The organism is Spiroplasma endosymbiont of Sarcophaga carnaria (assembly GCF_964019595.1).
Classification (GTDB): Bacteria; Bacillota_I; Bacilli_A; order Mycoplasmatales; family Mycoplasmataceae; genus Spiroplasma; species Spiroplasma poulsonii.
Genome location: NZ_OZ026456.1, coordinates 1,076,437 through 1,102,754 on the forward strand (window position 1 = coordinate 1,076,437; position 26,318 = coordinate 1,102,754).

At 29.8% G+C, this 26,318-nt stretch carries 29 protein-coding genes; 26 read left to right on the top strand and 3 right to left on the bottom strand.

What is annotated here, in order from left to right:
* Nucleotides 1–120 precede the first annotated feature (120 nt).
* The 6 genes from AACK91_RS06150 to AACK91_RS06175 are packed head-to-tail and all read left to right on the top strand — an operon-like array spanning nucleotide 121 to nucleotide 3,060.
* The gene (locus AACK91_RS06150) at nucleotides 121–498 is read left to right on the top strand and encodes a hypothetical protein (protein WP_338965199.1); all 378 of its coding nucleotides are present in this window, start codon (nucleotides 121–123) and stop codon (nucleotides 496–498) included.
* A gap of 54 nt (nucleotides 499–552) precedes the next feature.
* The gene (gene rpmG / locus AACK91_RS06155; protein WP_071890193.1) at nucleotides 553–702 is read left to right on the top strand and encodes a 50S ribosomal protein L33; all 150 of its coding nucleotides are present in this window, start codon (nucleotides 553–555) and stop codon (nucleotides 700–702) included.
* A 9-nt stretch (nucleotides 703–711) separates the two neighbouring features.
* On the top strand, nucleotides 712–1,158 hold the full coding sequence (gene secE, locus AACK91_RS06160) for a preprotein translocase subunit SecE (RefSeq protein WP_338965202.1): 447 nt from the start codon (nucleotides 712–714) through the stop codon (nucleotides 1,156–1,158).
* A 34-nt stretch (nucleotides 1,159–1,192) separates the two neighbouring features.
* Nucleotides 1,193–1,837 carry a transcription termination/antitermination protein NusG gene (nusG, locus tag AACK91_RS06165; RefSeq protein ID WP_338965205.1) on the top strand — a complete coding sequence of 215 codons (645 nt, stop codon included), beginning with the start codon at nucleotides 1,193–1,195 and terminating at the stop codon, nucleotides 1,835–1,837.
* A gap of 49 nt (nucleotides 1,838–1,886) precedes the next feature.
* A complete protein-coding gene (locus tag AACK91_RS06170; RefSeq protein WP_338965207.1) occupies nucleotides 1,887–2,480 on the top strand; it encodes a DNA-3-methyladenine glycosylase in 594 nt (197 codons plus the stop codon).
* Between the two features lie 10 nt (nucleotides 2,481–2,490).
* The gene (locus AACK91_RS06175; RefSeq protein WP_338965210.1) at nucleotides 2,491–3,060 is read left to right on the top strand and encodes an HNH endonuclease signature motif containing protein; all 570 of its coding nucleotides are present in this window, start codon (nucleotides 2,491–2,493) and stop codon (nucleotides 3,058–3,060) included.
* A 32-nt stretch (nucleotides 3,061–3,092) separates the two neighbouring features.
* Here AACK91_RS06175 and AACK91_RS06180 read toward each other — a convergent pair whose 3' ends face one another.
* On the bottom strand, nucleotides 3,093–3,596 hold the full coding sequence (locus tag AACK91_RS06180) for an isochorismatase family protein (RefSeq protein WP_338965212.1): 504 nt from the start codon (nucleotides 3,594–3,596) through the stop codon (nucleotides 3,093–3,095).
* 94 nt (nucleotides 3,597–3,690) lie between these two features.
* Here AACK91_RS06180 and rsmG point away from each other — a divergent pair, with 94 nt between their 5' ends.
* The 15 genes from rsmG to AACK91_RS06255 all read left to right on the top strand — a co-directional run bounded on the left by rsmG (nucleotide 3,691) and on the right by AACK91_RS06255 (nucleotide 18,460).
* Entirely contained in the window at nucleotides 3,691–4,392 is a 702-nt protein-coding gene (rsmG, locus tag AACK91_RS06185) for a 16S rRNA (guanine(527)-N(7))-methyltransferase RsmG (RefSeq protein ID WP_338965215.1), read from the top strand.
* A gap of 58 nt (nucleotides 4,393–4,450) precedes the next feature.
* The gene (locus AACK91_RS06190) at nucleotides 4,451–5,230 is read left to right on the top strand and encodes an AAA family ATPase (RefSeq protein ID WP_338965217.1); all 780 of its coding nucleotides are present in this window, start codon (nucleotides 4,451–4,453) and stop codon (nucleotides 5,228–5,230) included.
* Nucleotides 5,217–6,107, top strand: coding sequence for a ParB/RepB/Spo0J family partition protein (locus tag AACK91_RS06195; protein ID WP_338965220.1), 891 nt, complete (start codon nucleotides 5,217–5,219; stop codon nucleotides 6,105–6,107). The genes AACK91_RS06190 and AACK91_RS06195 overlap by 14 nt, the downstream gene beginning before the upstream one ends.
* 22 nt (nucleotides 6,108–6,129) lie before the next feature.
* Nucleotides 6,130–7,230, top strand: coding sequence for a redox-regulated ATPase YchF (gene ychF / locus AACK91_RS06200; RefSeq protein ID WP_338965223.1), 1,101 nt, complete (start codon nucleotides 6,130–6,132; stop codon nucleotides 7,228–7,230).
* A gap of 11 nt (nucleotides 7,231–7,241) precedes the next feature.
* Nucleotides 7,242–7,703, top strand: coding sequence for a 2-C-methyl-D-erythritol 2,4-cyclodiphosphate synthase (ispF, locus tag AACK91_RS06205; RefSeq protein ID WP_338965225.1), 462 nt, complete (start codon nucleotides 7,242–7,244; stop codon nucleotides 7,701–7,703).
* Between the two features lie 21 nt (nucleotides 7,704–7,724).
* Nucleotides 7,725–9,173 carry a glutamate--tRNA ligase gene (gene gltX / locus AACK91_RS06210; protein WP_338965227.1) on the top strand — a complete coding sequence of 483 codons (1,449 nt, stop codon included), beginning with the start codon at nucleotides 7,725–7,727 and terminating at the stop codon, nucleotides 9,171–9,173.
* Nucleotides 9,174–9,175: 2 nt separating this feature from the next.
* Entirely contained in the window at nucleotides 9,176–10,387 is a 1,212-nt protein-coding gene (locus AACK91_RS06215; RefSeq protein WP_338965229.1) for an HD domain-containing protein, read from the top strand.
* Between the two features lie 48 nt (nucleotides 10,388–10,435).
* A complete protein-coding gene (gene rpoE / locus AACK91_RS06220; RefSeq protein ID WP_338965232.1) occupies nucleotides 10,436–10,945 on the top strand; it encodes a DNA-directed RNA polymerase subunit delta in 510 nt (169 codons plus the stop codon).
* An 83-nt stretch (nucleotides 10,946–11,028) separates the two neighbouring features.
* Nucleotides 11,029–12,624, top strand: coding sequence for a CTP synthase (locus tag AACK91_RS06225; protein ID WP_338965234.1), 1,596 nt, complete (start codon nucleotides 11,029–11,031; stop codon nucleotides 12,622–12,624).
* 67 nt (nucleotides 12,625–12,691) lie between these two features.
* A complete protein-coding gene (locus tag AACK91_RS06230; protein ID WP_338965237.1) occupies nucleotides 12,692–13,993 on the top strand; it encodes an adenylosuccinate synthase in 1,302 nt (433 codons plus the stop codon).
* Entirely contained in the window at nucleotides 13,993–15,288 is a 1,296-nt protein-coding gene (gene purB, locus AACK91_RS06235) for an adenylosuccinate lyase (RefSeq protein WP_338965239.1), read from the top strand. The genes AACK91_RS06230 and purB overlap by 1 nt, the downstream gene beginning before the upstream one ends.
* A gap of 14 nt (nucleotides 15,289–15,302) precedes the next feature.
* Nucleotides 15,303–15,872, top strand: a complete 570-nt coding sequence (gene pth, locus AACK91_RS06240) for an aminoacyl-tRNA hydrolase (protein WP_338965241.1) — start codon at nucleotides 15,303–15,305, stop codon at nucleotides 15,870–15,872.
* Entirely contained in the window at nucleotides 15,862–16,746 is an 885-nt protein-coding gene (gene rsmI, locus AACK91_RS06245) for a 16S rRNA (cytidine(1402)-2'-O)-methyltransferase (RefSeq protein ID WP_338965242.1), read from the top strand. The genes pth and rsmI overlap by 11 nt, the downstream gene beginning before the upstream one ends.
* A 543-nt stretch (nucleotides 16,747–17,289) precedes the next feature.
* Nucleotides 17,290–17,511: a hypothetical protein gene (locus tag AACK91_RS06250; RefSeq protein WP_168226815.1), complete on the top strand. Its 222-nt coding sequence runs from the start codon at nucleotides 17,290–17,292 to the stop codon at nucleotides 17,509–17,511.
* Between the two features lie 73 nt (nucleotides 17,512–17,584).
* Nucleotides 17,585–18,460, top strand: a complete 876-nt coding sequence (locus AACK91_RS06255) for a hypothetical protein (protein WP_338965246.1) — start codon at nucleotides 17,585–17,587, stop codon at nucleotides 18,458–18,460.
* A 213-nt stretch (nucleotides 18,461–18,673) separates the two neighbouring features.
* On the opposite strand, the gene AACK91_RS06260 is transcribed toward AACK91_RS06255, so the two are convergent.
* The gene (locus tag AACK91_RS06260; RefSeq protein WP_338965249.1) at nucleotides 18,674–18,943 is read right to left on the bottom strand and encodes a hypothetical protein; all 270 of its coding nucleotides are present in this window, start codon (nucleotides 18,941–18,943) and stop codon (nucleotides 18,674–18,676) included.
* Between the two features lie 256 nt (nucleotides 18,944–19,199).
* Between AACK91_RS06260 and AACK91_RS06265 the strand changes: the two genes are divergently transcribed.
* On the top strand, nucleotides 19,200–19,328 hold the full coding sequence (locus tag AACK91_RS06265; protein ID WP_338965252.1) for a hypothetical protein: 129 nt from the start codon (nucleotides 19,200–19,202) through the stop codon (nucleotides 19,326–19,328).
* 333 nt (nucleotides 19,329–19,661) lie between these two features.
* Nucleotides 19,662–21,218 (top strand): hypothetical protein, encoded by a 1,557-nt coding sequence (locus AACK91_RS06270; RefSeq protein ID WP_338965254.1) that lies wholly within the window; start codon nucleotides 19,662–19,664, stop codon nucleotides 21,216–21,218.
* A 128-nt stretch (nucleotides 21,219–21,346) separates the two neighbouring features.
* On the opposite strand, the gene AACK91_RS06275 is transcribed toward AACK91_RS06270, so the two are convergent.
* Nucleotides 21,347–22,309 (bottom strand): IS1/IS1595 family N-terminal zinc-binding domain-containing protein, encoded by a 963-nt coding sequence (locus tag AACK91_RS06275; protein ID WP_338963247.1) that lies wholly within the window; start codon nucleotides 22,307–22,309, stop codon nucleotides 21,347–21,349.
* 155 nt (nucleotides 22,310–22,464) lie between these two features.
* Between AACK91_RS06275 and topA the strand changes: the two genes are divergently transcribed.
* The 3 genes from topA to AACK91_RS06290 all read left to right on the top strand — a co-directional run bounded on the left by topA (nucleotide 22,465) and on the right by AACK91_RS06290 (nucleotide 26,240).
* The gene (gene topA / locus AACK91_RS06280; RefSeq protein WP_338965257.1) at nucleotides 22,465–24,468 is read left to right on the top strand and encodes a type I DNA topoisomerase; all 2,004 of its coding nucleotides are present in this window, start codon (nucleotides 22,465–22,467) and stop codon (nucleotides 24,466–24,468) included.
* A 114-nt stretch (nucleotides 24,469–24,582) separates the two neighbouring features.
* A complete protein-coding gene (locus tag AACK91_RS06285) occupies nucleotides 24,583–24,906 on the top strand; it encodes a S1 RNA-binding domain-containing protein (RefSeq protein ID WP_338965260.1) in 324 nt (107 codons plus the stop codon).
* A 56-nt stretch (nucleotides 24,907–24,962) separates the two neighbouring features.
* Entirely contained in the window at nucleotides 24,963–26,240 is a 1,278-nt protein-coding gene (locus tag AACK91_RS06290) for a glucose-6-phosphate isomerase (RefSeq protein WP_338965262.1), read from the top strand.
* Nucleotides 26,241–26,318 lie beyond the last annotated feature (78 nt).

The following is a 26,318-nucleotide window of genomic DNA, read 5'->3' on the forward strand; positions in this document are numbered from 1 at the left end:
TATATGCCCCCCTTTCTAGAAGAGGTAAAACGACGAACGTTTTATAAGTATTTTGCTTTGCCAATTGAATTATCCGATTTAGAGAGCTTGAAGTATTTTTCTGTCCTAGAAAGTGCGAAAATGTATAATCCTCAGTCACGGAAAAAACTAAAAGATTTTATTTTTCAACGTTATACATGAGATATTCATAAGCAAATTCGCCAATGTTTAAATATGCGAAATCGCGTTTTGAATTATTATGTTAAACTAGCAAATGATAATGTTACAAGCAATGAAGAATATTTTTCAACAAAAATTGCGCGTTTTGATGAACAAAAACAAGTTATTAAATTATTTTATCAACGGTTATCACCATTAGAAAAAGAAGTTTTTCGATTATGGTATGCGGGGGAAAATATTTATAATATTCATCAACTTTTAGCCCTAGATTATTGGCAAGTTGATAATGCAATGCAACGAATTATGCAAAAAACAAAGGATTTTTATAAAAATAATTAAATTAAGTATACCAATATTTTTATTAATATACTATAATTAAATATGGTGAATATTATGCGCGAAAAAATCATATTAGTATGCTCGGAATGTTTAAATCGAAATTATTCAACATTTAAGAATAAGATGACACAAAAAGAGCGGTTAGAAATAAATAAATTTTGTAAAACATGTAACAAGCATACGAAACATAAAGAAACAAGGTAGGTGTTCGCAATGACTAAAAAAGCGAAAGATGATAACGCAAAAAAAGAAATTAAACCAGTTTTAACAAAAGAAAAAAAAAAATCGTTAAAGCTGCAAAAGAAAAATGAGAAAGCAGCGCTAATTTTTCAAAAAAAAGCAAGTAAAACAGCACCAATTCAAATTGGAACAAAAAAAGAAATTACTGCACCAGAAATTGACGAAAATGGTGAGCCAATTAAAAAAGGTCTTTTTAAACGTAAACATTCCGATAAAAGTAAAAGAACAAATTGAAAATTAGCATTTCGTGAATTTCCTGTTAAAATGGCCAAAGAAGTAACAAGAATTCGTTGGACAAGTAAAGGTAGTTTAGGACGCAAATTTTTAATAACAATTTTATTTATTATTGCTTTTGCAATATTTTATTTAGTATTGGATTTAGTTTTACACCACTTACTAACCGTCGCGCGCATTATATAATAGTACGATAAGAAAAAATTAAAGGAGCAAAATAATGACAGAACAGAACACAATGACAGAACTAGAGGCAAATAATGATAACCTGGATAACAGTGAAGATTTCGATGATGTTACGAAGTATCCTGGAAAATGATATGTAATTAATTGTTATTCTGGTCACGAAGATCGTGTCCGTGATGATTTAATTCAACGGGTAGAATCATTAAATATGAAAGATGTTGTTTTTGATATTAGAGTTGTAAAAGAAACAGTACCACCCAAAAACGGGAAGACAATAGAAAAAAACGTTTATCCAGGATATATTTTTATTAATATGATTATGAATGATGAAGCCTGATATATTGTTCGAAATACAACTGGTGTTACCGGGTTTATTGGTTCATCAGGACGCGGGACAAAACCGTTTCCATTAACTGACCAAGAAGCAAAAACAATGCTTTCAAAATTACTAGCAGCTAAAAAAACAGCAGCACAACAAGGGAAAAAAGTTAAAAAAGTGTTTGTTGCAAACTTTGAAGTTAACAATTATGTTCGTATTCTATCTGGAACTTTTGTTGATATGGAAGGACAAGTTACAAAAATTGATACTTCAAAAGGAATTGCAACAGTAAATTTAGAGATGTTTGGTCGTTTAACTCCCACCGAAGTTGATTTTGACCAATGTGAAAAGATTGGTTAAGAAGACATAACAAATTAGTAATAATTTTTGTTATGTTTTTTTCGCAAAAATGTTAAATTTAACACGATTAGTAGATTCTGCTTTTTTTTCGCAAAATGCTATTATTGTTGCAAAACAATTATTAGGAAAGTATTTAATTCGTATTATTGATGGGAAAAAAATTATTTGTAAAATTATTGAGACAGAAGCATATGATGGACCAAACGATGATGCTAATCATGGTTTTAACAATAAACGAAGTTTACGTAATGAAACATTATTTTGACAAGGCGGTTATGCCCATATTTTTATGATTTATGGGATGTATTTTTGTCTTAATATTGTTACTGATCAAGTTGATTATCCGAGTGCTGTTTTGTTACGAGCTGGTGAAATTATTCTTGATGAAACAATTCCTAATTTTATTAGTAAACCTAATTTAGCAAATGGTCCAGGAAAACTGTCACGTTATTTAAAAATTAATAAAACTGATGATGGGCTTGACCTTATCAAAAGTTCAACACTATATTTAGGGCAAGAAACAACGCCAAGTGTTTTTGACATTACAACAACGCCACGGGTTAATATTGATTATGCAACTAATTTTAAGTTAAAACCATATCGTTTTTATATTACCAATCATAAGGCAGTTTCAAAAAAGTAAGAGGTTAAAAATGTACAAAACAAAAAACACAGAAATTTGAAAAATTCATCCTGATTTTCCTTATCTTGAGATTAGTAATATGGGTCGTATTCGTAACAATATGACAAAGAAAGTTAAGGAACTAAAAAAACCAAAAAATACAAATTATTTTTTAGTTCGTCGTCGTGAAGAAGGAAAAACAAAAACAAAACCGCTGCATAAATTAGTTGTTGAATTATTTATTGGCCAAGTACAACCAAATATGACGATTGATCATATTAATGGTAATCCCCGCGATAATCGTGCTGAAAATCTTGAAATTGTGTCAAAACGTGAAAACACAATGCGGCAAATTCGAATGTGATCACATCCACACAGTTTTTATAATCGTAATTTAATTGAATCTCATAGCGAAAAGCGTTGAATGTATCGCGATCAATTATACAATTGGATTGAGTTGTTAAAATTACTACACGCTCAAGGAATTATTTATTATCAAGTTAAATGAAGGGGCAGTAGCAGCGGGCGGATTGGTCAATTGCCAAACGGTGAAACCATTATGCGGGTAAAAAACATTGATTTTGACGATGATGATTTTTAAAAAAACTATTATTTATTAAGATAATAGTTTTTTTAAAAGGTAATGTGGGGGTTAAGGCCAACACTACATGTTAGGTCAAGATAACCATGGTAATTTAATTTAATAGCATCAGTTAAAGTTGCAGAAACACAAACATCTAAGGCAACACCAACCAGGACAAGGTCTGTCACATTTTGTTCTTGTAAGAATTTATGTAAACCGTTCGAAATTTGATCATCATTGAAAAAGGCACTATAACTGTCAATGTCTTGTGCTGTTCCTTTTAAAATAATTTTATTAAAATAACTTTCTGGTAATTGATAAAGTTTGCTTCCTCAATTATTGGCAAGACAATGTGGTGGTCACTTTTTAAATGAACAGTGATCTTTGGGATGAAAATCTTTTGTGGCAACAACTAAATCTTTATTATTTTGAAACGTTTTAATTAACTTTACAATTTGATGATGAAGTTTTTCTGCTCCAGAAACATATAATGCTCCTTTTGGATTAACAAAGTCATTTTGATAATCAACAACAATTAACGCTTTTTTCGTCATTTTTAACTCTCCTTTTGAATAATTTTTATTATCTATTTATATATTAACAAATATCTTGTTATAATGTTAACGCAATTAAAAGTTATGAGGGGTTATGATGATCAAACTAATTAATGATTATTTTTCTGAGCTTGTTATTAACAAACAGCAAGAAGAACAATTAGAACAATATTATCAATATTTGGTTGAGCAAAACAAAGTAATGAATTTAACAACCCTTGTTAGTCGTGAGGATGTTTATATTAAACATTTTCTAGATTCAGCATTAGTGTTAAAAAATTATACGTTTGGTGATAAAGTAAAAGTTGTTGATGTTGGGAGTGGCGTTGGATTTCCGGGGATTATTCTGAAAATATTTTGTCCAACAATTAAATTAACGATTATTGAAGCATTAGAAAAACGTTGTTTGTTTTTGCAACGGTTAATTACCAAGTTACAGTTAAAGGATGTTGAAATTGTTCATGCTCGTGCAGAAAATTACAGTTGACAACATTCTGAACAGTTTGATTATGTTGTCTCACGAGCTGTTGCTAATTTAGGAATGTTGTTAGAATTAGTTGTGCGAATGGTTAAAGTTCAGGGGAAAATTATTTGTTATAAAGGACCTAATATTGTTAACGAATTAGCAACAGCACAAGCAACATTAAAGGCCTTAAATTTAAAGTTAGAACAGACACAATATGAAAATATTCTTCCATTAGGAGAACGTAATATTTGTTATTTTATTAAAACCGCACCAACAGTAAAACCATATCCACGCAGTTTTAATCAAATAAAAAAATTCCCAATTGGGTAAAGTGTTATATAATAGTAGTATATAAAATTATTAGTTACAGAGCAAAGAGAGGAAAATTATGGGGAAAATTATTGCAATCACAAACCAAAAAGGTGGGGTTGGAAAAACAACAACTTCAATTAATTTAGCGGCGGGCTTAGCGCGAACTGGGAAAAAAGTTTTATTAGTTGATATTGATCCCCAGGGAAATGCGACAACAGGAACGGGGGTTAATAAAGATGAAATTCATGATGGGATGAGTATGTATGATGTTTTGGTTGGCCAAGTGCCGTTAAAAAATATTATTATCCCAGGCGTTATCAATAATGTTGATTTAGCACCAGCAACAATTTCGTTAGCGGGAGCAGATATTTATTTAATGGAAAGATTAGATGATAATCAAAGTCTGTTACTTGACCGGATTAAACCGATTCGTGATAAATATGATTTTATTTTAATTGATTGTCCACCGTCATTAGGATTAATTAATCGAAACGCGTTAGCTTGTGCTGATTCAGTTTTAATTCCAATTCAAGCGGAATATTATGCATTAGAAGGTTTAGCCCAATTGTTAACTTCAATTCGCTTTGTACAAAAAATGTTTAATAAAAATTTAACCATTGAAGGGATTGTTCTGACAATGTTTGATTCACGAACAAAACTATCATTTGAAGTAATGGCAGAAGTTAAAAAATATTTTAATGAAAAAGTATATCGAACGCATATTCCCCGTAATATTAAAATTAGTGAATCACCCTCACATGGATTAAGTATTTTTGATTATGATAAAGGTGGCGCCGGGGCAATTGCGTATGAAGAATTAACGAGAGAGGTGTTGGCAAATAATGGCAAACAATAAGAGTCGATTAAGTTCAAAGGGATTGGATAAAATTTTTGGTGAAGGAATTAACGATGTAATTAAAGAAATTGAAAGTAGCGATGAATTAAAAGCAACAGCAAATGAAATTATGCTAACAGAAATTTTTCCAAACCCACATCAGCCACGAAAAACTTTTAATGACGAAGAGTTGGCAGAATTAGCACAATCAATTAAAGCATATGGTTTAATTCAACCAATAATTGTTAAAAAAACAAGTAGTGGTTATTATTTAGTGGCGGGAGAACGTCGTAGTCGCGCTGCTAAATTAGCAGGGTTAACAAAAATTCCAGCAATCATTGTTGATTTTAATGATCAACAAATGAAAGAAGTGGCATTGGTTGAAAACATCCAACGGGTTGATTTAAATACGATTGAAGAAGCAAATGCATATAAGGAATTAATTGCGTTACTAGACTTAACCCAAGATGAATTAGCAAAACGAATTGGAAAATCACGGAGTCATATTACAAATACCTTACGTTTATTAACTTTACCAGCTGATGTTCAGAAATTATTATTAGAAAATAAAGTTACGATGGGACAAGTGAAACCGTTAATTAGTCTTCACATTGATAAGAGTGAATTTAAAAAGGTTGTTGATAAAATTGTCAGTCTTAATTTAAATGCGCGCCAAGTTGAAGAATTAGTTAAAACTTATGGGACAAAACCAAGTAAAGTTCAAGAAACTAATAAAAAAGATTCGGGGAAACGAACTGTTAATGAATTTTTAGAAAATAAAATTATGCGAAAATTAGGAACAAAGGTCGTTATTGATGCTGATAATGTTGTTATTAGTTACCATGGATTAAAAGATTTAAACCGAATTTTAGAATTATTAGGTTTAACAGATGATTAGTTGATAGTAAGGAAGAAAAAAGATGGCATTAAAAATGGGGATTGTTGGTTTACCAAATGTTGGTAAATCAACTTTATTTAACGCAATTACAAATTCACAAGTTGAAGCAGCAAACTATCCGTTTGCAACAATTAATCCTAATGTTGGAACAGTTGAAGTTCCTGATGAACGCATGGATACTTTAATTAATCTTTGTGAACCAAATAAAGCAATTCTTAGTACATTTGAATTTTATGATATTGCCGGATTAATTGCTGGCGCTAGTAAAGGAGAAGGCTTAGGCAATGCTTTTTTACAAAATATTCGCGAAACGGATGCAATTTGTATGGTTGTTCGTTGTTTTGATAATAAAGATATTACACATGTTGAAGGAACAGTTGACCCAATTCGTGATATTGAAATTATTAATTTGGAACTAATTATTTCTGATCAAGAACAAATTCAGAAACGAATTGATAAAGTGGCGAAAAAAGCGCAAACCCTAAAACAAAAAGATGATGTGCTTGAATATGAGTTGTTATTAAAGTTAGCAGCAACATTAGAACAAAACAAGTTATTAAAAGATCTTGTGTTATCAGAAGATGAATTAAGAGCTGTAAAAAGTTTTAATTTATTAACAATTAAACCATTTATTTATGTTGCTAATGTCGCTGAAGATGATTTGAGTCAACGAGATAATGTTTATGTTGAAAACGTAAAGGCATATGGCAAACAAAATGGGATTGAAGTTGTTGTTATTTGTGCCAAAATTGAAGAAGAATTATCGGTGTTAGATGTAACTGATCGTGCTTTGTTAATGGAAGATTATGGTATTAAAGAAACAGGGTTAAATCAATTAATTAAAAAATCATATGCCTTATTAGGATTACAAACATTTTTTACGGCGGGAAAACAAGAAGTTCGTGCCTGAACTTTTAAGAAGGGTTCAACAGCACCAATGTGTGCGGGTCTTATTCACTCTAATTTTGAACGTGGTTTTATTCGTGCCGAAATATATTCATATGCTGATTTAATCAAATACGGTAGTGAAAAAGCGGTAAAAGAAAATGGTCGTCTACGGAGTGAAGGAAAAAGTTATATCATGCAAGATGGTGATATTTGCTTTTTCAAATTTAATGTTTAAGGAGAATAATAATGCGGATTGGTAATAGTTATGATTTACATAATTTAAAAGCAGGAACAGGATTACTTTTGGGAGGAATTTTTATTCCCTGTCAACATCAAGTTGAAGCTGTTTCGGATGGTGATATCTTGTTACACACAATTAGTGAAGCAATTATTGGAGCCTTAGGACTTGGCGATTTAGGTGATTGGTTTGATGAAACAAACAAAAATATTAATTCACAAGTAATTTTAAAGCAAGCACTAACTTTAATGGCTAAGCAAAATTATCAAATTGTTAATATTGATACAACGATTATTGTTGATGCGCCAAAATTAAAAGAATATAAAACAGCAATTAAGATGAATTTAAAACAATTATTACAATTAGAAGATGAAAATATTAATATTAAAGCAACAACAGCAGAAAAAAACTTTACTAACATTATTCAAAGTTATACAACATTGCTGCTAGTTAAAAAAGACAATTGTTAGAAGTTAGAATGAGGAACTAAAATGAGTCAAAAGATTAGATTACGTTATGCACCAAGTCCAACGGGATTTTTACATATTGGGAATACAAGAACAGCTTTATTTAATTATTTATTTGCGAAACATTATCAAGGTATTTTTGTTTTACGGATTGAAGACACTGATACAGAACGTAATGTTGATGGAGCAATTGCATCACAATTAGATAATTTACGCTGATTAGGAATTGAACCAGATGAAACAATTGATCGACCAGGAGCTTATGGGCCATATCGCCAGTTAGAACGGTTAGATTTGTATCAAAAATATGCTCAAGAGTTATTAGATATGAAAAAAGCATATTATTGTTTCTGCACCCCAACTGAATTAGAACAAGATCGTGAAGCGCAATTAGCGGCAGGACGCCTTGCTCCACGTTATAATCGAAAATGCTGAAAATTATCAGCAACTGAAGTTGCAACAAAATTAGCAAATAATACGCCATATAATTTGCGCTTTTTTGTTCCCGATAACACAAATTATGATTTTGATGATTTAGTTCGTGGTTCGGTTCATTTTGAATCAAAAGACCTTGGGGATTGAGTTATTTTAAAATCAAACGGGATTCCAACTTATAATTTTGCAGTAGTAATTGATGATATGTTAATGGCAATTAGTCATGTTGTTCGCGGTGAAGAACATATTTCTAATACCCCTAAACAATTAATGATTTACCAAGCTTTTAATGTAACACCACCAATTTTTGCGCATTTAACTTTAATTGTTAATGAACAACATAAAAAACTATCAAAACGTGATAGTCATTTAGTGCAGTTTATTAGTCAGTATCGTACCTTAGGTTATTTACCAACGGCAATTTTTAATTTTATTAGTTTATTAGGATGATCACCATTGGGAACAGCAGAAATTTTTTCTCATGATGAATTAATTAAGTTATTTGATGAAAAACGATTTAGTAAATCGCCAAGTATGTTTGATGTTAAAAAATTAACTTGAATGAATAATTATTATCTTAAACAACTTAGCGATGAAGATTATCTTGCTTTTGTTCGACCTTTTTTAGCGCAAGCATTTGATTTAACAAAAAAAACCCCAGAATGAGTAAATATGTTATTATTAATTTATAAAAAAGAACTTCAATATGGTGCGGAAATTGTTACATTAGCAAAACCTTTCTTTGAACCAGTTGCGCAGTTAGCACTAGCAACAAGGGGAATGTTAACAGAATTAAGTGGTTATGAGACAATGATTGCAACTTTTAAAACACAGTTACATGAGTTATCAGATTGAACAGAAACAAATATTAAAGACCTAATTACAAAGATGGGTGATCAGTATAAAATGAAAGGAAAGAATCTATTTATGCCAATTCGAATTTTTACTTCTCATCAAGAACACGGACCAGAACTAGCAAAGGTTATTTATTTATTAGGAAAGGAACAAGTAATTAGTAATATTACAAAATTACAATAAAGATGATGAAATTACCCTTAACAATCCGGGATAGTGTTCATGGTGATATTGAAATTATTGAAGAAATTGCTGTCAAATTAATTAATACTCCAGAATTTCAGCGGTTACGTCGCATTAGTCAGTTAGCAGGGGGACAATATGTTTTTCCAAGTGCGTCGCATACGCGTTTTTCACATTGTATTGGTGTTTATCATTTGGTTAGTAAAATGTTAGAAACACCAAGTTTTCAAGAAATGTATAGTAAACATGAACAATTATTGGTTAAATTAGCAGGATTATTGCATGATATTGGGCATGGTCCTTTTTCGCATACTTTTGAAATGATTAATAAAATTACGAATAGTAATATTAACCACGAAAGTTATTCAACATTATTAATCAAAAGTCCAACATCAAATATTAATAAGATTTTAATTGAAGAATTTAGTTCAGATGAAATTAATGAATTATGTATGATTATTGAAGGAAAACATCGGGATAGTGTTTTATCATCATTAGTTTCATCGCAATTAGACGCTGATCGGATGGATTACTTATTGCGTGATGGCCAAACAAGTGGTGTTGGTTATAGTCATGTTGATACGCAATGAATTATTCGGCACTTGTTTATTAAAGATAAAAAAATCATTTTTCCGTTAAAAGTTCAGTATGCAATTGAATCCTTTCTAATTGGTCGTTATCATATGTATAAACAAATTTATTTACACCCATTAAGCATTGGTTTTGATTTAACTTTTAAAATGATGTTTAAGCGTTTATGTGATTTGTACCATGAAAAATATCCTTTTAAAAATAAAGATATTGTAACATTATTAAGGCCATTATTTGATGGTAAAATGATGAAAGCAGAAGAGTATTGTTTATTAGATGATTACACTTTATTTACTTATTTAAAAATGTTAGAGCAGGAAAATGATGAAATTTTAGTTACTTTAATTAAAATGTTAACAAATCGTCAGTTTTTACGAAAAGTAAATAATGATAAAAGAAATTTAGAAGAAATTAATAAAAACCATTATAATTATTTTATGGTTGAATATAACCTAAAACCAGTTAAATTATATGATAGTGATACAAAACCAATTTATATTGATACTCCTGATGGTATAAAATGCATTATGGAAGTGTCAGAAGTCTTGGCATTTAAAAATAATAACAAAGAAACTGCAACAACAATTTGGTTTTCAATTGGTGAAAGATATGAAAGTAGTTAGTAAGAAAGGTTTAAATTAATGAACGATAGTGTAGAATTATTAGAGTTAGTGTATTCATGTTTAAAGAAAAAAGGTGGAAGTGATACTTTTGAAAATATTTGAAATGAGATTGCTTCACAAAGTGCTGTAATAGTACACGGAACAAGTAAGGAAGACGTTATTGCGGAATTATATACTGATTTAGTTTTAGATAATCGTTTTGTCTTAACAAGTGAAGGTATGTGAGGGTTGCGTGAATTTTTAAAATATGATGATATTAAAAAACAATATGATTATACTGATCAATTTGAAACAACAGAAGAATTTGAAGATATTGATTTAGATGAAGAGGAAGAAGATGAAGAAGAGGAATCATTGATTGACACTCTTGATTTTGATGATACTTTAGATGAAGATGATAATGAAGAGGATGATTTTGTCAAAATTGAAGTTGAGGATGATGAGTTGACGAATGATTATTCTGTTGATGATGACGATGAGACAGTAGCAGCTAAATTGGGCATTACAGAAGAAATTGACTGAAAAGCTCTTGAAAATGAAATGGAAGAAAATAATTAATACCAAGATTGAAGAGTGTTAGAACTGACAACCCTGTTAATTTCTAAACTCTTTTTATTTGGGGATGAAAGGATGAAAATACGATGGCAAAATATATTTTTGTAACGGGAGGAGTTGTAAGCGGTCTGGGGAAAGGAATTACTGCTTCTTCAATCGGTGTCTTATTAAAAGCAAGTGGATTAAATGTTTTTATGCAAAAATTTGATCCATATTTAAATGTTGACCCAGGAACAATGAGCCCCTATCAACATGGGGAAGTTTTTGTTACAGCTGATGGTGCAGAAACTGATTTAGATTTAGGACACTATGAACGTTTTATTGATGAAAACTTAACAAAAGAATCAAATATTACTTCAGGACAAATTTATAAAAATGTAATTGAAAAGGAACGTCGTGGTGAATATGATGGCGGAACAGTCCAAGTGGTGCCATATGTTACTAATGAAATTAAAAAGAAGGTATATCATGCCGCAGAAACATCAAAAGCTGATATTATTATTACTGAAATTGGTGGTACTGTTGGTGATATTGAATCATTACCTTTTATTGAAGCAATTCGCCAAGTCCGAATGGAACAAGGTCGTGAAAATGTGATATATATGCACGTTTCATTAGTTCCGTATATTGCTGCTTCAAAGGAATCAAAAACAAAACCAACGCAACATTCAGTGCGAGAATTATTATCATTAGGAATTCAACCCGACATTGTTGTTGCTCGCGCAGAACAATTATTAGATGATAGTTTAATTGAAAAGATTGCTTTATTTTGTAATATTGAAAAAAGTAATGTTCTTGTTGCAACTGATGCTGCGAGTATTTATGAAGTACCAATGAAAATGTATCAGCAGAATGCGCAGCAAGTGATTAGTAATTTGTTAAATTTAAACATTACAAAAACAGATATTACGGAATGAAAGCGATTTGTTGAAAAAATTGAATATTCACAAACAACAATTGAAATTAAGTTGGTCGGAAAATATATTGAGTTACCAGATGCTTATCTATCTGTTAGTGAATCATTACGGATTGCTGGTTATGAAAATAGTGTTCAAATTAAAATTGATTGAATTAAAGCTGAAGATGTTACTGTCGATAATTATCAACAGTTATTTCAAAATGCAAAGGGAATTTTAGTTCCTGGTGGTTTTGGTAAACGAGGTTTTGAGGGGAAAATTTTGGCTTGTCAGTTTGCCCGTGAAAATAAGATTCCGTTATTAGGAATTTGTTTTGGAATGCAAGCAGCAGTGATTGAATTTGCTCGTAATGTTTGTCATATTGAGGATGCAAATTCTTCTGAACTAGTTAAAACAAATAATGCTGTTATTGATCTGATTCGTGGCAAAGATAAAACAGAAGATATTGGTGGAACGTTACGATTAGGAAATTATAAAACAACTTTAGTTCCAAATACATTAGCTCATCAATTATATGGTAAAGATGAAGTATTAGAACGTCATCGTCATCGTTATGAGGTTAATAATGATTATCGTCAACAATTAGAACAAGCAGGATTAGTTTTTAGTGGCCTTTATGAGACAAAAAACTTGGTTGAAATTATTGAATTACGTGATCATCCGTTTTATATTGCTGCGCAATATCATCCTGAGTTTACTTCACGGCCAAACAAACCAAACCCATTATTTAATGGTTTTATCCAAGCGGTAATTAAGACTAAATAAAGAGAAAAAATGTAAAATCATTGAAAATTATATTAAGATTAAAATATAGAAAGGTTGGGAATAAGTTATGAGTGGTACAAATTATCGAACATTAGCGGTTGTTGGTAGTCAATGAGGGGATGAAGGAAAAGGTAAAATTACCGATTATTTTGCCCAAAAAGCTGATGTTATTGTGCGCTGAGCGGGTGGCGATAATGCTGGGCACACAATTGTGATTAAGGGAACAAAATATAAGTTAAGTATTGTTCCTTCGGGTGTTTTTAATAAAAATTCAATTAATGTAATTGGGAATGGTTGTGTTGTTAACTTACGAAAATTAGTTAGTGAAATTAATTATTTACAAGAAAATGGGTTTGATTGTAGCAATCTACGGATTAGTGATCGAGCACATTTAATTTTTCCATATCATATGAAAATTGATGAATTGCAAGAAGAATATCGCCAAAAAGATTCAATTGGAACAACAAAAAAAGGAATTGGACCTTGTTATCAGGATAAGGCCGAACGAATTGGGATTCGTTTAGGTGATTTGTTTGATGAAGCTGGATTTTTACAAAAATTAGAAAATAATTTGAAATTTAAAAATGAAATTTTAACAAAGATTTTTAATAGTGAAGGATTTGAACCAAAATTAATTTGAAAAGAATATTTAGATTTATTCCAACAAATTAAAACAATGGTAACTGATATTTCAATTTTAGTTGATAATGCGATTCATGCCCATAAGAAAGTCTTATTTGAAGGAGCCCAAGGAGTAATGCTGGATTTAGACCACGGAACCTATCCTTTTGTGACATCTTCTAATCCAACAGCTGCATCAATTCCGGTTGGGGTTGGAATTGCCCCGCGTTATATTAATAATGTTATTGGAATTGTCAAAGCTTATAATACGCGAGTTGGAACTGGTCCGTTTCCATCAGAAATTTTCGGCGAAACAGAACAATATATTCGCGAAGTAGGACGCGAGTATGGCACTGTTTCTGGTCGCGCGCGGCGAATCGGGTGGTTCGATGGTGTTTTAATGAAACATTCATTACGAATTAGTGGTTATACTAGTATGGCAATAATGTTGTTAGATGTTTTATCATCAATTAAGGAATTGAAAATTTGTGTTGGATATGAATATGAGGGTCAACAAATTGATTATGTTCCAAGTACAATTAAAGAATATGAAGCATGTAAACCAATCTTAATTACAATGCCAGGGTGAGAAGAGGATATTAGTAAAGTGACGTCATTTGAAGAACTACCACATAATGCTCAACAATATTTAATGAAATTAGAGGAAATTGTTGGAGTACCAATTAGTTTATTTTCGGTTGGTCCTGATCGTGAACAAACCATTTTAATGAATGAGGGAATTTTCTAATGATTAATCGTTATGCTGTTTCAGAGTTGGAAGCAATTTGAAGTGATGAAAATAAATATAATACTTGAGCAAAAGTAGAGCTATTAGTTTGTGAAGGTTGAGCTAAAATTGGCTTAATTCCTCCTGGCGATATTAAAAAAATTAAAGAACATTTAACAGTAAATTTATCACGAATGTTAGAATTAGAAGTTGAAACAAAACATGATGTTGTTGCTTTTACCCGCATGTTGTCTGAAACATTAGGACCAGAAAAGAAATGAATTCATTATGGTTTAACATCAACTGATGTTGTTGACACTAGTCAAAATTATTTAATTAAAGTTTCAAATGAAGTTGTTAAAAAATCCTTGCACCAGTTGCAAACAGTTTTAAAATCGTTAGCCCTCTTATATAAAAAGCAACTAATTATGGGGCGTACCCATGGGATGTTTGCTGAACCAACTTCATTAGGATTAAAATTTTTACTTTGGTATGCAGAATTAGAACGAAACATCATTCGTTTTAATGCAGCAGCACAAGGGATTGAAGTTGTAAAAATTTCTGGTTCAGTCGGTAATTTTGCTCATGTTGAAATGTCGGTCGAAGAATATGTTGCACAACAATTAGGATTACAAATTGATCCAATTACAACTCAAGTTACTTCCCGTGATTATCATGTTGCGTTGTTCACTAGTTTTGGGCAAATTGCTAGTTTATTAGAAAAAATGGCTTTAGAGTTTCGCCACTTTCAACGTTCAGAAGTTAGCGAAATTGCCGAAGGCTTTAGTAAAACCCAAAAAGGGTCATCTTCAATGCCCCATAAAAAAAATCCAATTAGTGCGGAAAATATTTCAGGATTAGCTCGTTTAATTCGTAGCAATATGAATGTTGCTTTTGAAAACAATTTATTATGACATGAACGTGATATTTCACACAGTAGTAATGAACGAATTATTATTCCTGACACATATCAGTTAGTTGTTTATTTGTTAAAACGAATGATTATTGTTCTTGAAGATTTAGTTGTTAATCCAATTAAGATTAATGAACATTTACAACAAGCGAATAATCTTTATTTTAGCCAAGTTGTTTTAACAAAAATTTTGAAAAAAACTAATTATTCGCGGGAAGAAGTTTATGATTTTATTCAAAAATGCACCTTACTTACACAACAACAACAACAAATTGATTTTAAAAAAGTCTTGATTAAAAATGATGTTGCAAAATATTTAACATTATCAGAACTAGACCAGTTATTTGATATTAATTATTTTTTACGTAATGTTGATAAAATTTATCAACGGGTGTTTAAATAAAGAGGAGCGAAATTATGAAGTTAATTGTGGGTTTGGGTAATCCGGGTTGTGAATATAGTTATACAAGACATAATATCGGATTTTTAGCAATTGATAAACTAGTTGTTAAGTTTAATTTAACAAAACCTCGTAATGTTTTTAATGCTTTTGTTTGAGAAACAGCAATTAACAATGAAAAAGTTCTTTTTTGTCAACCGCAAACTTTTATGAATTTAAGTGGTGATGCCGTTTTATTAATTAAACAATTTTATAAATTAACGTTAGAAGATATCATTGTTATTTATGATGATAAAGATCTTGCCTTTAATGTTATAAAATTAAAAAAGAATGGTTCAAGTGCGGGGCATAATGGTATTAAAGATTTAATTCACAAGTTAGGTAGTGAAATTTTTTTGCGTATTAAGTTAGGAATTGGTAAGCATGATCAAATCCCGCTTCGCAACTGGGTTTTAGGAAAATTTAGCGCTGATCAGTTAGCAATTATTAATAATGACCTTCTAGAAAGAGTTTCTCAAATTATTTCCCAATATTTGGTTCAAGGTGATAGTTTTGATAAACTAATGAGTCTTTATAATGGCAAATAAAATTAAACAATATAGTTTTAAAAGTAATCAGCCCAAAGTTTATTTAATTGCAACACCAATTGGGAACTTACAAGAAATGACACCACGAGCGATTGATGTTATTAAAAATAATGTTCAAAAAATTTATTGTGAGGATACTCGTAATACTTTAAAATTGTTAAATTATTTTAATCTAAAGAAAAAATTAGTTTCATTAAATAAAGAAAATGAAATTGAACGGTTTACAGAAATGATTAATGATTTAACAGCTAATTTATCGATTGCTATTATTAGTGATGCTGGTTATCCGTTAATTAGTGATCCGGGTTATTATGCTGTTCATAAAATTTTAGCGGAGTATCCTTATGATGTTGTGCCAATTAGTGGAGCAAATGCTGCTTTAAATGCGATTGTTAGCTCAGGTCTTAATCCAAAACACTTTTTATTTTTTGGTTTTTTAGATAAAACTAAAACAAAGAAAACTAATGAATTAGCACAAATTGCACAGCTACCATACCCAGTTATTTTTTATGAAGCACCACACCGTCTGTTAGAAACATTAAAACTAATTTTTACGGTGCTGGGTGATCGTCAAATTGCAGTGGGGAAGGAACTTACAAAAATTCATGAACAATGATATCGTGGTTCTTGCCAAGAAGTTTTAACATTTTTAGCAGAAGAAGAAAATGTTGCTTTTGGTGAATATGTAATTGTTGTTGATGGATTTACTTGTGAACCAAAAAGCATCGTTGCTGATGAAGTTTTAATTAATGAAATTGATCAATTAATTAAAAATAAAAATTATCGAGTTAGACAAGCAATTGATTTTGTTGCTAGCAAATATCAAATTAGTAAAAATATCTTGTATAATAAATATCATCATCACAAGGAGTAATATGTCAAAACAAATACAGATTAAAAATTTAATTTATTGTAGTCTTCTTTTTAGTTTGGAAATTATTATTTTAGCGTTAACTTATTTTTATAGTTTATTTCATTATCAATTAAATTGGTTAAGTTACTCATAATATTTTATTAGTTGATGGAGTGTTCAAACGGATTTATTAATTTTGTTATTTGCGTTAGGTGGTTTAATTTATTTTAGCAAGCAAAAATATTGTCATTTTGTGACAAACCATCTTTTTGTGTTATATATTGTTTTTGCAGCGTTGTTAACTTTTTTGTTTTTTACAATCGGTAGTGTGATTGGTGCAATTACAAGACAAACTTTTACCGCAAGTTGGAATAATATTACAATTTATTGGATTAGTACTGTTGTTCAACATTGACTTTGTCCAATTATTTTTATTATTTATTTTTGTTTTAGGTTTGAAAAAAAATAATTAATCATCGTGATTTTTATGCACGAAAGTTATACAAGTTTTATCTTCATCCCATTTTCTACACAATTTTTATTGCTTTACGACAAATAGTATTATTGTTAACTCCGATTGATGAAAAGTTATGAAATTATAGTACTCCTGCCAAAAATTATTATGTTCCATATTTTTTTCAAGATTTTCGGAAACCAGAATATTATATTTTATATTTAATTGTCTTAAGTTTAATTATTGCGTTATTAGTTTCAATTGTTGTTAATTTAAATAATTTGTTAGTTAATCGTCAAAAAATTAAAGAAAATCAAGAAAAGACAAATTAAAATAACATAAATTCTTATTTTATGGTAAAATTGGAGTAAATAATAATTTATAGAAATAGAGGGATATGATATTATGACACAACAGAATAATTTCTGAGCAGATGTTGAAAAAGGAATGATGAATTATTTAACAAAATATATTGATCTTTTTGAAGTAGATTATCAAAAGGATACTGCAGAAAAAAACCCAAAAATTGAAGCATTTTTAGCAGGAGCTAAATTTAAAACTAATTTTGAGGATTTATTTAATTTTGTTAAAACAGAAATTAAACCTTTATTTGATGATATTAGAACTGAATATTTAGAAGATAAAACACCCGAAGAAGTTGATCAAAAGAAAGTGACAACACTAATTGAAGTAAGTAAATTATTTAATTCAATTATTCCGTTACCTCGTTTTTTAAACGATTTTATGGCTAGTGCCAAAGAATCAAGTCCAGTTGATTTAAATAAACTTTTCGTAGATATGATGAAAGTAGAAATTACTGAATTAACAAAAATTTATGATGAAGAAATTAAGAGTTTAGATTCAGCCCTTGATAAATGTTTAGAAGATATTAACCAAGCAAGTGATGCGTTAGAAATTTGAAATTTAGTAAATCAATTAGGATTATTTTTACAACGCGATATTGTTTTAACTGAATTTTCAGTTGATCAAGAAGAAGAAAAATTAAAAACACAATTAGAAAATATTGATAAAATTGAGAAAGATTTTAATGAGGGAAAAATTAAGTTACCAGAATTTAACAAAGCAAAAATTGTTGAAGAAGTGGAAACTTATCATAAATTTGTTATTGGATTAACACCAGAAAAAAGATTAGAAATTGCTCAAAAAATAACAGACTATCGTAATAAAGTTGTTCCATTAGTACAAATTATTCAATGCTTATATGAGTTATTAATGAATATTTTGACTTCAACTAATATTATTAATATTGCAAAACAATAAGAAATTTATTGTTTTTTTATTTAAAAGAGTATAGGATAGAGGTATAAGGATAAAAAAGTAAGGAATGGCATCCTTACTTCTGCAATATGTAAAGTCATATTGTCAATAAATATGTGAAAACCACAGACATTTAAGAATTTAGTTCATACCGTTAATAAAATTATAACATTAAAATAAAAAACTGCCATTAATTTTTGGCAGTTATAAATTAAATTAGAATGATAATACCATATTTGGGCCAGCAATAGTACAATTGCCACTTTCAAGTACATCCAGTCCAATTATTGCGTCAAATCCTTGGCTGGAAATATGTTCATTTCCGTGAACCATTGTAATCTTAGTTACAAATGAACTTGGGAATACTCGAGATTTTAATCCCTCAGGTGTTGATACTATTCCTTGTTGAAGGTCAGTTGGTAAATGTAAAGCAACCATATATGTATAAAATTCATCTTCTGAATTAGAACCAGTAGAAACTTTCATTTTTCCTCTTGACTCAAGTTTTAATTTTTCAACAATTTTAGTTGATATAACAGAATTTGTTGCACCAGGTATCTATTAAAGCTTTACAAAAAAACCATCCCTTAAATTAATTTCTTTGTTGGAAATGGAAGTAACGACTAAATCAACTTCGAATCTTCTATTTTTAAGTGACGTTCAAATTTTAGGCATAAAAACTTAATCCCACATATCCAAAATTATTCATTTTTGGATCTAAATCACTAATTTTTTGAACAGTATGTTGCCAAAAGTTCAAGCAGCAATGAAATTTGCTAGTTTAGGTGATCAAAAAGTTGCTATTATTGCTGAATTAGCGCAAGCAAAAGCAGCATTAGCTGGTAAAACTGGAACAGCAATTAAAAAATAATTGATTTATAAAAAAGTATTTTATTAAAATACTTTTTTTATTTTTTATCTTTAATTACCTTAATGAAGACGTCCTGACTATTCAGACGATCTATTAACAGCTGATAAAATAATAAAATTATTGTTCGGGGGTAAAAAAGAAGGGAAGGAATTTAAGACATAATGAAGCAATGAAAATTAAAACAATTAAAAACATTGTGCAAAATCCATTCAACTGTCTTGAAATTAAACTAGTTATTTTGTATAATGTTAAATTGCAAGATCGAAAATGTTATTTCATGGCTTTTATGTTATAATTAATATAAATGATTAAATTGCGAATAGGGTGAATAATATGGGTGAAAACATAAAAAAGGGTCATAGTAAGGGTTGCCATAATAATTGTCGGATTCATTATAATCCTGATTTTTTTAGTTATTATCAATATCCATATCCATATCCACCGTTTTATCCATATCCTACTCCCCCATCAGGAGTGCAGTATACCCTACCACAAAATTTATATCCCCCATTGTTATCGCAGTATAATTATTCGCCAGTAATTCAACAACCAAAACCATTACAACAACAATCTCCCGCAATGGTAAATCCAACGCCACCGTATCAAAATATTAATCAAACGGTGAATCCTTCTTCATTGCCAAATTTGGGGCCTGAGAATGATATGCGAAATATGTCATCATATCATAATCGGTATGATTATCGTAATCAACAATATTTGGATGATCCTTATTCACCGTATTATAATTCTCGCCCATTCGCGAAAGAAAGTAATTATAATGATTTTCGTCGTCCTGTCGGTCCGCTTAGTGCTGAAGATGAATATAATTGAGCAATTCATATTTCTAAAATTTTAGATGAGTTTATTAGCAGCGATCGTAATCAGCCAAAAACAAGTGGTGGTGAATACAAAGAATTAAAAAATACGTTAGATACTTCACTTCGTCATTTAAAAGAAGCTGAAGCTTTAAATAAAACTTTAATTGAAGCTTGAGAAAAAAGAAATGAAAAACAAGAGTCACGGTCAACTGTAACTAGTTCAGAAACAATTATTTTACCAGAATTACCATTAACAACTGAACAAGAAGAAGTAATCCAAAATGAACCACCAACAATTTTAAATGCGGAGAATCGCTCAGAAGTAAAAGATGTCATTGAACCTGCAGGAAAGGCAAAAATTGATTCACTATCTGAAAATAATGTTTTTGATTTATTTAATTTTGATGATGATTTTGATAGTCACTTTGATGACGAACAGGATGACGAACACAGTTTCTTCTTCGATACTGCTGAATTCAATGACCCCACTCCCCCAATTGTTAATAAAGCAGAAAATGATGATAATTTTGACAATAATTTTACAGAAAATTTACATGATTTTTTTGATACAAATGCTCCAGTAATTGATTTAGATCCAACGAAAGTTGAACCAATGATAGATGATGAAACAGAAGAAAGTTTTAAAAATAGTTTTGTAAAAGGAGTGGTTGATACATCACCCGGATTGGGAACATATAAAAATTACACCATTAAGACATTAATGGGAAAAATTCAAGCACAAGAAATTTATGATAAAATCTTTGATGAATTTGGTCATAGCAAGATGGATCAGTTTGAAGTTATGAATGAATTTGGGCTTACGCAAAAACAATATGATAAGTTAATTGATAATTTTTATCAAGTAAAGAAAAATTGGAATAAGAAAATCGATGAAAAACAAATTAGGGTTGTAATTCGCTCAAGATTTAATGTCAAAACCTTTTGAATTAGTATGACTATTATTGGAATAATTTTGTTACTAGTTGGGGTTATTGTTATTCTTTATTTTACAGTTCCAATTGTTGCAAATACGATTGATATGATTATTAATAAGATTCGAAATCTATTTTAGTTTGAAAAAATAAATTTAAACTTTAATTTTGTCGAAAACTCTTGATGAAATAAAAAAAATCATCAATATGACAATTTGAAAACTAATTTTGTGTAAGAGTGTAAGATTATGATTTTGCTTTAAATTTTTTAAACGTTAAAATATAATACCGTTGATTGTTGGTTTGGTGTTAAACCTTTGTGTTGGTATTTTCATTTTCAGAGCTTTAAATAATTTTGAATATTAGTGAAACCCAAACCATGATAATGAATTAAGGCTTCTTTAAGACTGGATTGTAATTTACTAATCTTATTTAACTTTTGATAACTAGTATCAGGGTTTGTACTAGTTTTGGTGGAATATAGAGTAGAATTTGTTTGTTTTGCTACTAATAAATATAGTGGTTGCATATCAGAAATAATTATTGATTTTTCTTTAATTAGTTGCTTATTCATATTTTCAATAATCCATTGTTTTTGTAATCTTTTGGTATTGGTGGATTGAACAAAAATATTATTATTGCTATCAACTGCCATTTGAATACAGCATTTGGTATCAGTTGAAAATGGATCGAGATGAGTTTTTCGTTTATCAAATTTATCTTTAAAATTGCCTTTATGAATTTCTTTAATAAATGTTTCATCCATTTGGATTTGACCATTTAATTTTTTAAATTTTAACTGTGTATTTTCTAATTGTTTTGATTGCATTAATTTTTGTCGATTATATCAAGCGGTTTTTGGGGTTGTTTTAATAAAACGAGAAATTATTTTACTAGATTGTCCTAACAATGAAATTTGAATTAATAAATTTCACTGTTCATAATTTAAATGACTTCAATAAGTAAAATGATGACGAAATGCATCAAAACTAGCACGACATTTTTTACATAAATATTTTTGTTTTCCTTCGGAATTATGACCATTTTTAACACAATGAAAAGATTTGCAATTAGGACATATAATGCCTTTATCTCTAAATTTTTGATCAATTTCATTTAAACGTTTTTGTTTTTTAATTAAGTCTGCTTGTTGTTTTATTTTTTCATAAAATTCTAAAAATTGATCATCTGTTAAGCTATTTATTAATTCTGTAATTATTTTTTTCATCATTTATTTACCTCTATATATTAAAAATATACCTAATTTTAGGTATATTTTATAAATATCAAGAGTTTTCGACAAAATTAAAGAATTTAAATAGTTTTTTTGAAATATTATGTATAATAATTATTGTAATGTATTATCCAATTTAAAGGAGAGAAAAAATGGCGAATACGCTGGTAATAATGGAATCCCCCACAAAAACAAAAGCAGTTGAAAAATATCTTGGTGATGGTTATTTAGTATTATCTTCAGAAGGACATATTCGAAACTTATCAACAAAGGGTGAGTATGGTCTGGGTGTTGATATTGAAACTTTTGAACCAACTTACAAGATGGAACGTGGGAAAAAAGAACTGGTAAAAAAATTAAAACAAGAAGCTAAAGCTGCAAATTTAGTTATTCTTGCAACGGACCCCGACCGCGAAGGAGAAGCGATTGCATATCACTTGAATGAAGTTTTAAATTGTAATGACAAATCGCGTCGTGTTCGTTTTAATGAAATTACAAAAGAAGCCGTTTTAGAAGCGTTTCATCATCAAACTGATATTGATATGAACTTGGTAAAATCACAAGAAGCACGCCGAATTCTTGACCGTTTTATTGGGTTTCGATTAAGTAAATTGTTACAAAAAAAGATTAAGTCAAAATCAGCTGGACGAGTACAATCTGTTGCGTTAAAATTAGTTGTTGAACGAGAAAAAGAATGACAAGTTTTTGTTCCCGAAGAATATTGAACTGTTGAAGGATTATATAAAAAAGCAGTTGTTAAATTAACAAAATTTAAAGATGAAAAGATTGAATTAAAAAATGAAACTGATGTTTTAAAAGTTAAAAAGGCATTAAAAAAAGATTTTGTTGTTGTTCAAGTTAAGGAAACAGAAAAACACCTAAAATCACCTAATCCACACACAACATCAACAATGTTACAAGAAGCAAGTAGTAAGTTGGGGTTTGATTCAAATAAAACTTCTTTAATTGCGCAACAACTATACGAAGGAATTAAAGTAAAAGATGATATTACGGGGTTTATTAGTTATCCTCGAACAGACTCTATTCGGTTAAGTGATAAATTTATTCAAGATGCCTTTGATTATATTACGATTAAGTATGGGCAAAAATATTTGGGTGAAGTTAAAACTCCCGCTAAAAATAAAAAAAATGTGCAAGATGCCCATGAAGCAATTCGACCAACGGATTTAATGATGACACCTGATGCAGCAAAAGAATATTTGAGTCGTGATCAATTACGTTTATATAAAATTATTTATAATCGTGCTCTTGCTAGTTTAATGGCTAGTGCTAAATTATTAAGTAAAGCAATTATTTTAGATAATAATAATTATGAATTTCGAATGACGGGAAGTACGGTTCAGTTTGATGGTTTTTTAAAATTTTCCGCATTAGATGATGATGAAGAAATTGCAAAATTACCAGCCTTGAAACCAAACCAAATTATTAATTTAAATGAATTATTTGGAATTCAGCACTTTACAAAACCACCAAGTCGTTATTCTGAAGCAAAATTAATTAAAACACTAGAAGAAATTGGTGTCGGTCGACCATCAACTTATGCCCCAATTATGCGTACTTTAAAAGAGCGTGGGTATATTATTGTCGAAAATAAAGCTATTAAAGCAACAGAAAAAGGAATTTTAACAAGTGATAAGTTGCAAGAATATTTTAATGATATTATTAATGAAACATATACTTCAACCATTGAGGAAAGTTTAGATGTGATTGCCCATAGTGAAGCAGACCCTAAACCATTATTAAAAGAATTTTGAGAACGCTTTAAACCACGAATTGAAGCAGCAATGGAATTGATGGAAGAGATTCCGGTTGAAAAAGCGGGAATTGATTGTCCAGAGTGTGGTAGTGATTTGGTATATCGTTATGGAAAATATGGAAAATTTATTGCTTGTTCTGGTTTTCCCAAATGTCGCTATATTCACCAAACTGGTCCTAAATTTGGGCTATGCCCAGAGTGTGGTGTTGGTGAAATTATTTTAAAATTTAATAAACGTTTTCAACGCTTTAAAGCTTGTACTAATTATCCAAATTGTCATTATAATGATTCTTATAAAGAAGAAAAACCTGAGCAAGAAGGAAATAATGAGGATAATAATGAAAATAACGGATTATATCGCCTTAATTTATTAAAATAAGGTGATATAATCCTTTTTATATGTGGCTAATAAATTTTTTTCTGATTTAGAAAATGATTTTCATAGTTCTAGCGGTATAATTACTATAGTTTTAGAAAGGGGATGTGACTAATTATGTATGAAAAAGGAAGTAAAGTTATTGCGAAGATAACAAATATTACTCCGTATGGTGCTTTTTGTCGGGCAGAAAAAGCTGATGGCTTAATCCATATCAGTGAAATTTCAGATTTCTTTGTAAGAGATATTAAAGAATTTGTTAATGTTGGTGACAATGTTGAAGTGGAAGTACTTGATTTTGATCCAGTTAAGAAACAAGTTAAATTAAGTTATAAAAACTGCCGACCTGAATTACTGAAGAAAAACAACAGTCAAATTCAAGAGACGGGAGCAGGTTTTCAACCTTTACGTGAAAAAATTACTTCGTTAACAAGTAAATAAAACGTTTAAATTTTATAAATAAAGGGATTTTTAGATAGAAAGCAGGCAATATTATAATGATCAAAGTAAATTTTACTAATGCATTAAGTGAAGCTGTTTTCGAGAAGTATTTAGGACAAGTTAAAGATATTCACCATATGATTCATGACAAAACTGGCCCAGGAAGTGATTTTTTAGGTTGGGTTGAATGACCAAATACTTATGATCAAGCAGAACTTGCAGCAATGAAACAAACAGCAAAACAATTAGCGAATGAAATTGATGTTTTATTAGTAATTGGAATTGGTGGGAGTTATCTTGGTGCTCGTGCTGCGATTGAAATGATTAATGGGTTATATAGTCAACAAAAAGTCAAAGTAATTTATCTTGGTAATACAATGTCTTCAACTTATATGGCACAAGTTTTACAATATCTTCAAAATAAGAAATTTGGAATTTGTGTTGTTTCTAAATCTGGAACAACAACTGAACCAGCGATTGCATTTCGTCTATGTAAGGAGCTTTTAGAGAAAAAAGAAGGTTTTCTAAAAGCGGCAAAATTAATTGTTGCAATTACCGATAAGCATAAAGGTGCATTAAAAACATTAGCTGATGAAGCAGGATATCAAACCTTCGTAATTCCTGATGATATTGGAGGAAGGTATTCAGTTTTAACTCCGGTTGGGGTTTTTGCAATGCTCGTAAGTGGTATTGACGTTGACAATGTTTTTAAAGGAGCACAACAAGCTTATCAAGACACTTTAATTGATGATTTAACTAATTATGTCTATAAATATGCTGTTGGCCGTTATATTTTGAATTACGAAAAAAAATATAAAGCTGAAATGCTTGTAACTTATGAGCTACAAATGCAGATGATTACTGAATGATGAAAACAATTATTCGGAGAATCAGAAGGAAAAGATTCAAAAGGATTACTACCTTTATCATGTATTTTTTCAACAGATTTACATTCTCTTGGTCAATTTATTCAAGAAGGAACAAAAAACATCTTATTTGAAACAGTTATTGAAATTAAAAAACCGCAATTAGATCTTGCTTTAACCAAAGCAGAGCAAGACCTTGATGGCTTAAACTATCTAGCAGGAAAAACATTGCACGAGGTCAATACAACTGCAATCCAAGGTGTTATCGCCGCTCATACCAAAGTAGGACATGTTCCTAATATTATTTTGGAATTTGAGACAATGGATGAAAAAATGTTTGGCTATTTATCATATTGATTTATGAAAGCATGTGCGATGTCAGCTTATTTATTAAAAATAAATCCGTTTGATCAACCTGGTGTTGAAATTTATAAAAAAAATATGTTTGATTTGCTAGGAAAAAATTAAAAAATAACAAGGTAAAAAATATTGAATCTCAATATTTTTTGTTTTTTTAAGTTAAATTAAAGCGACAAATGCGGTAAA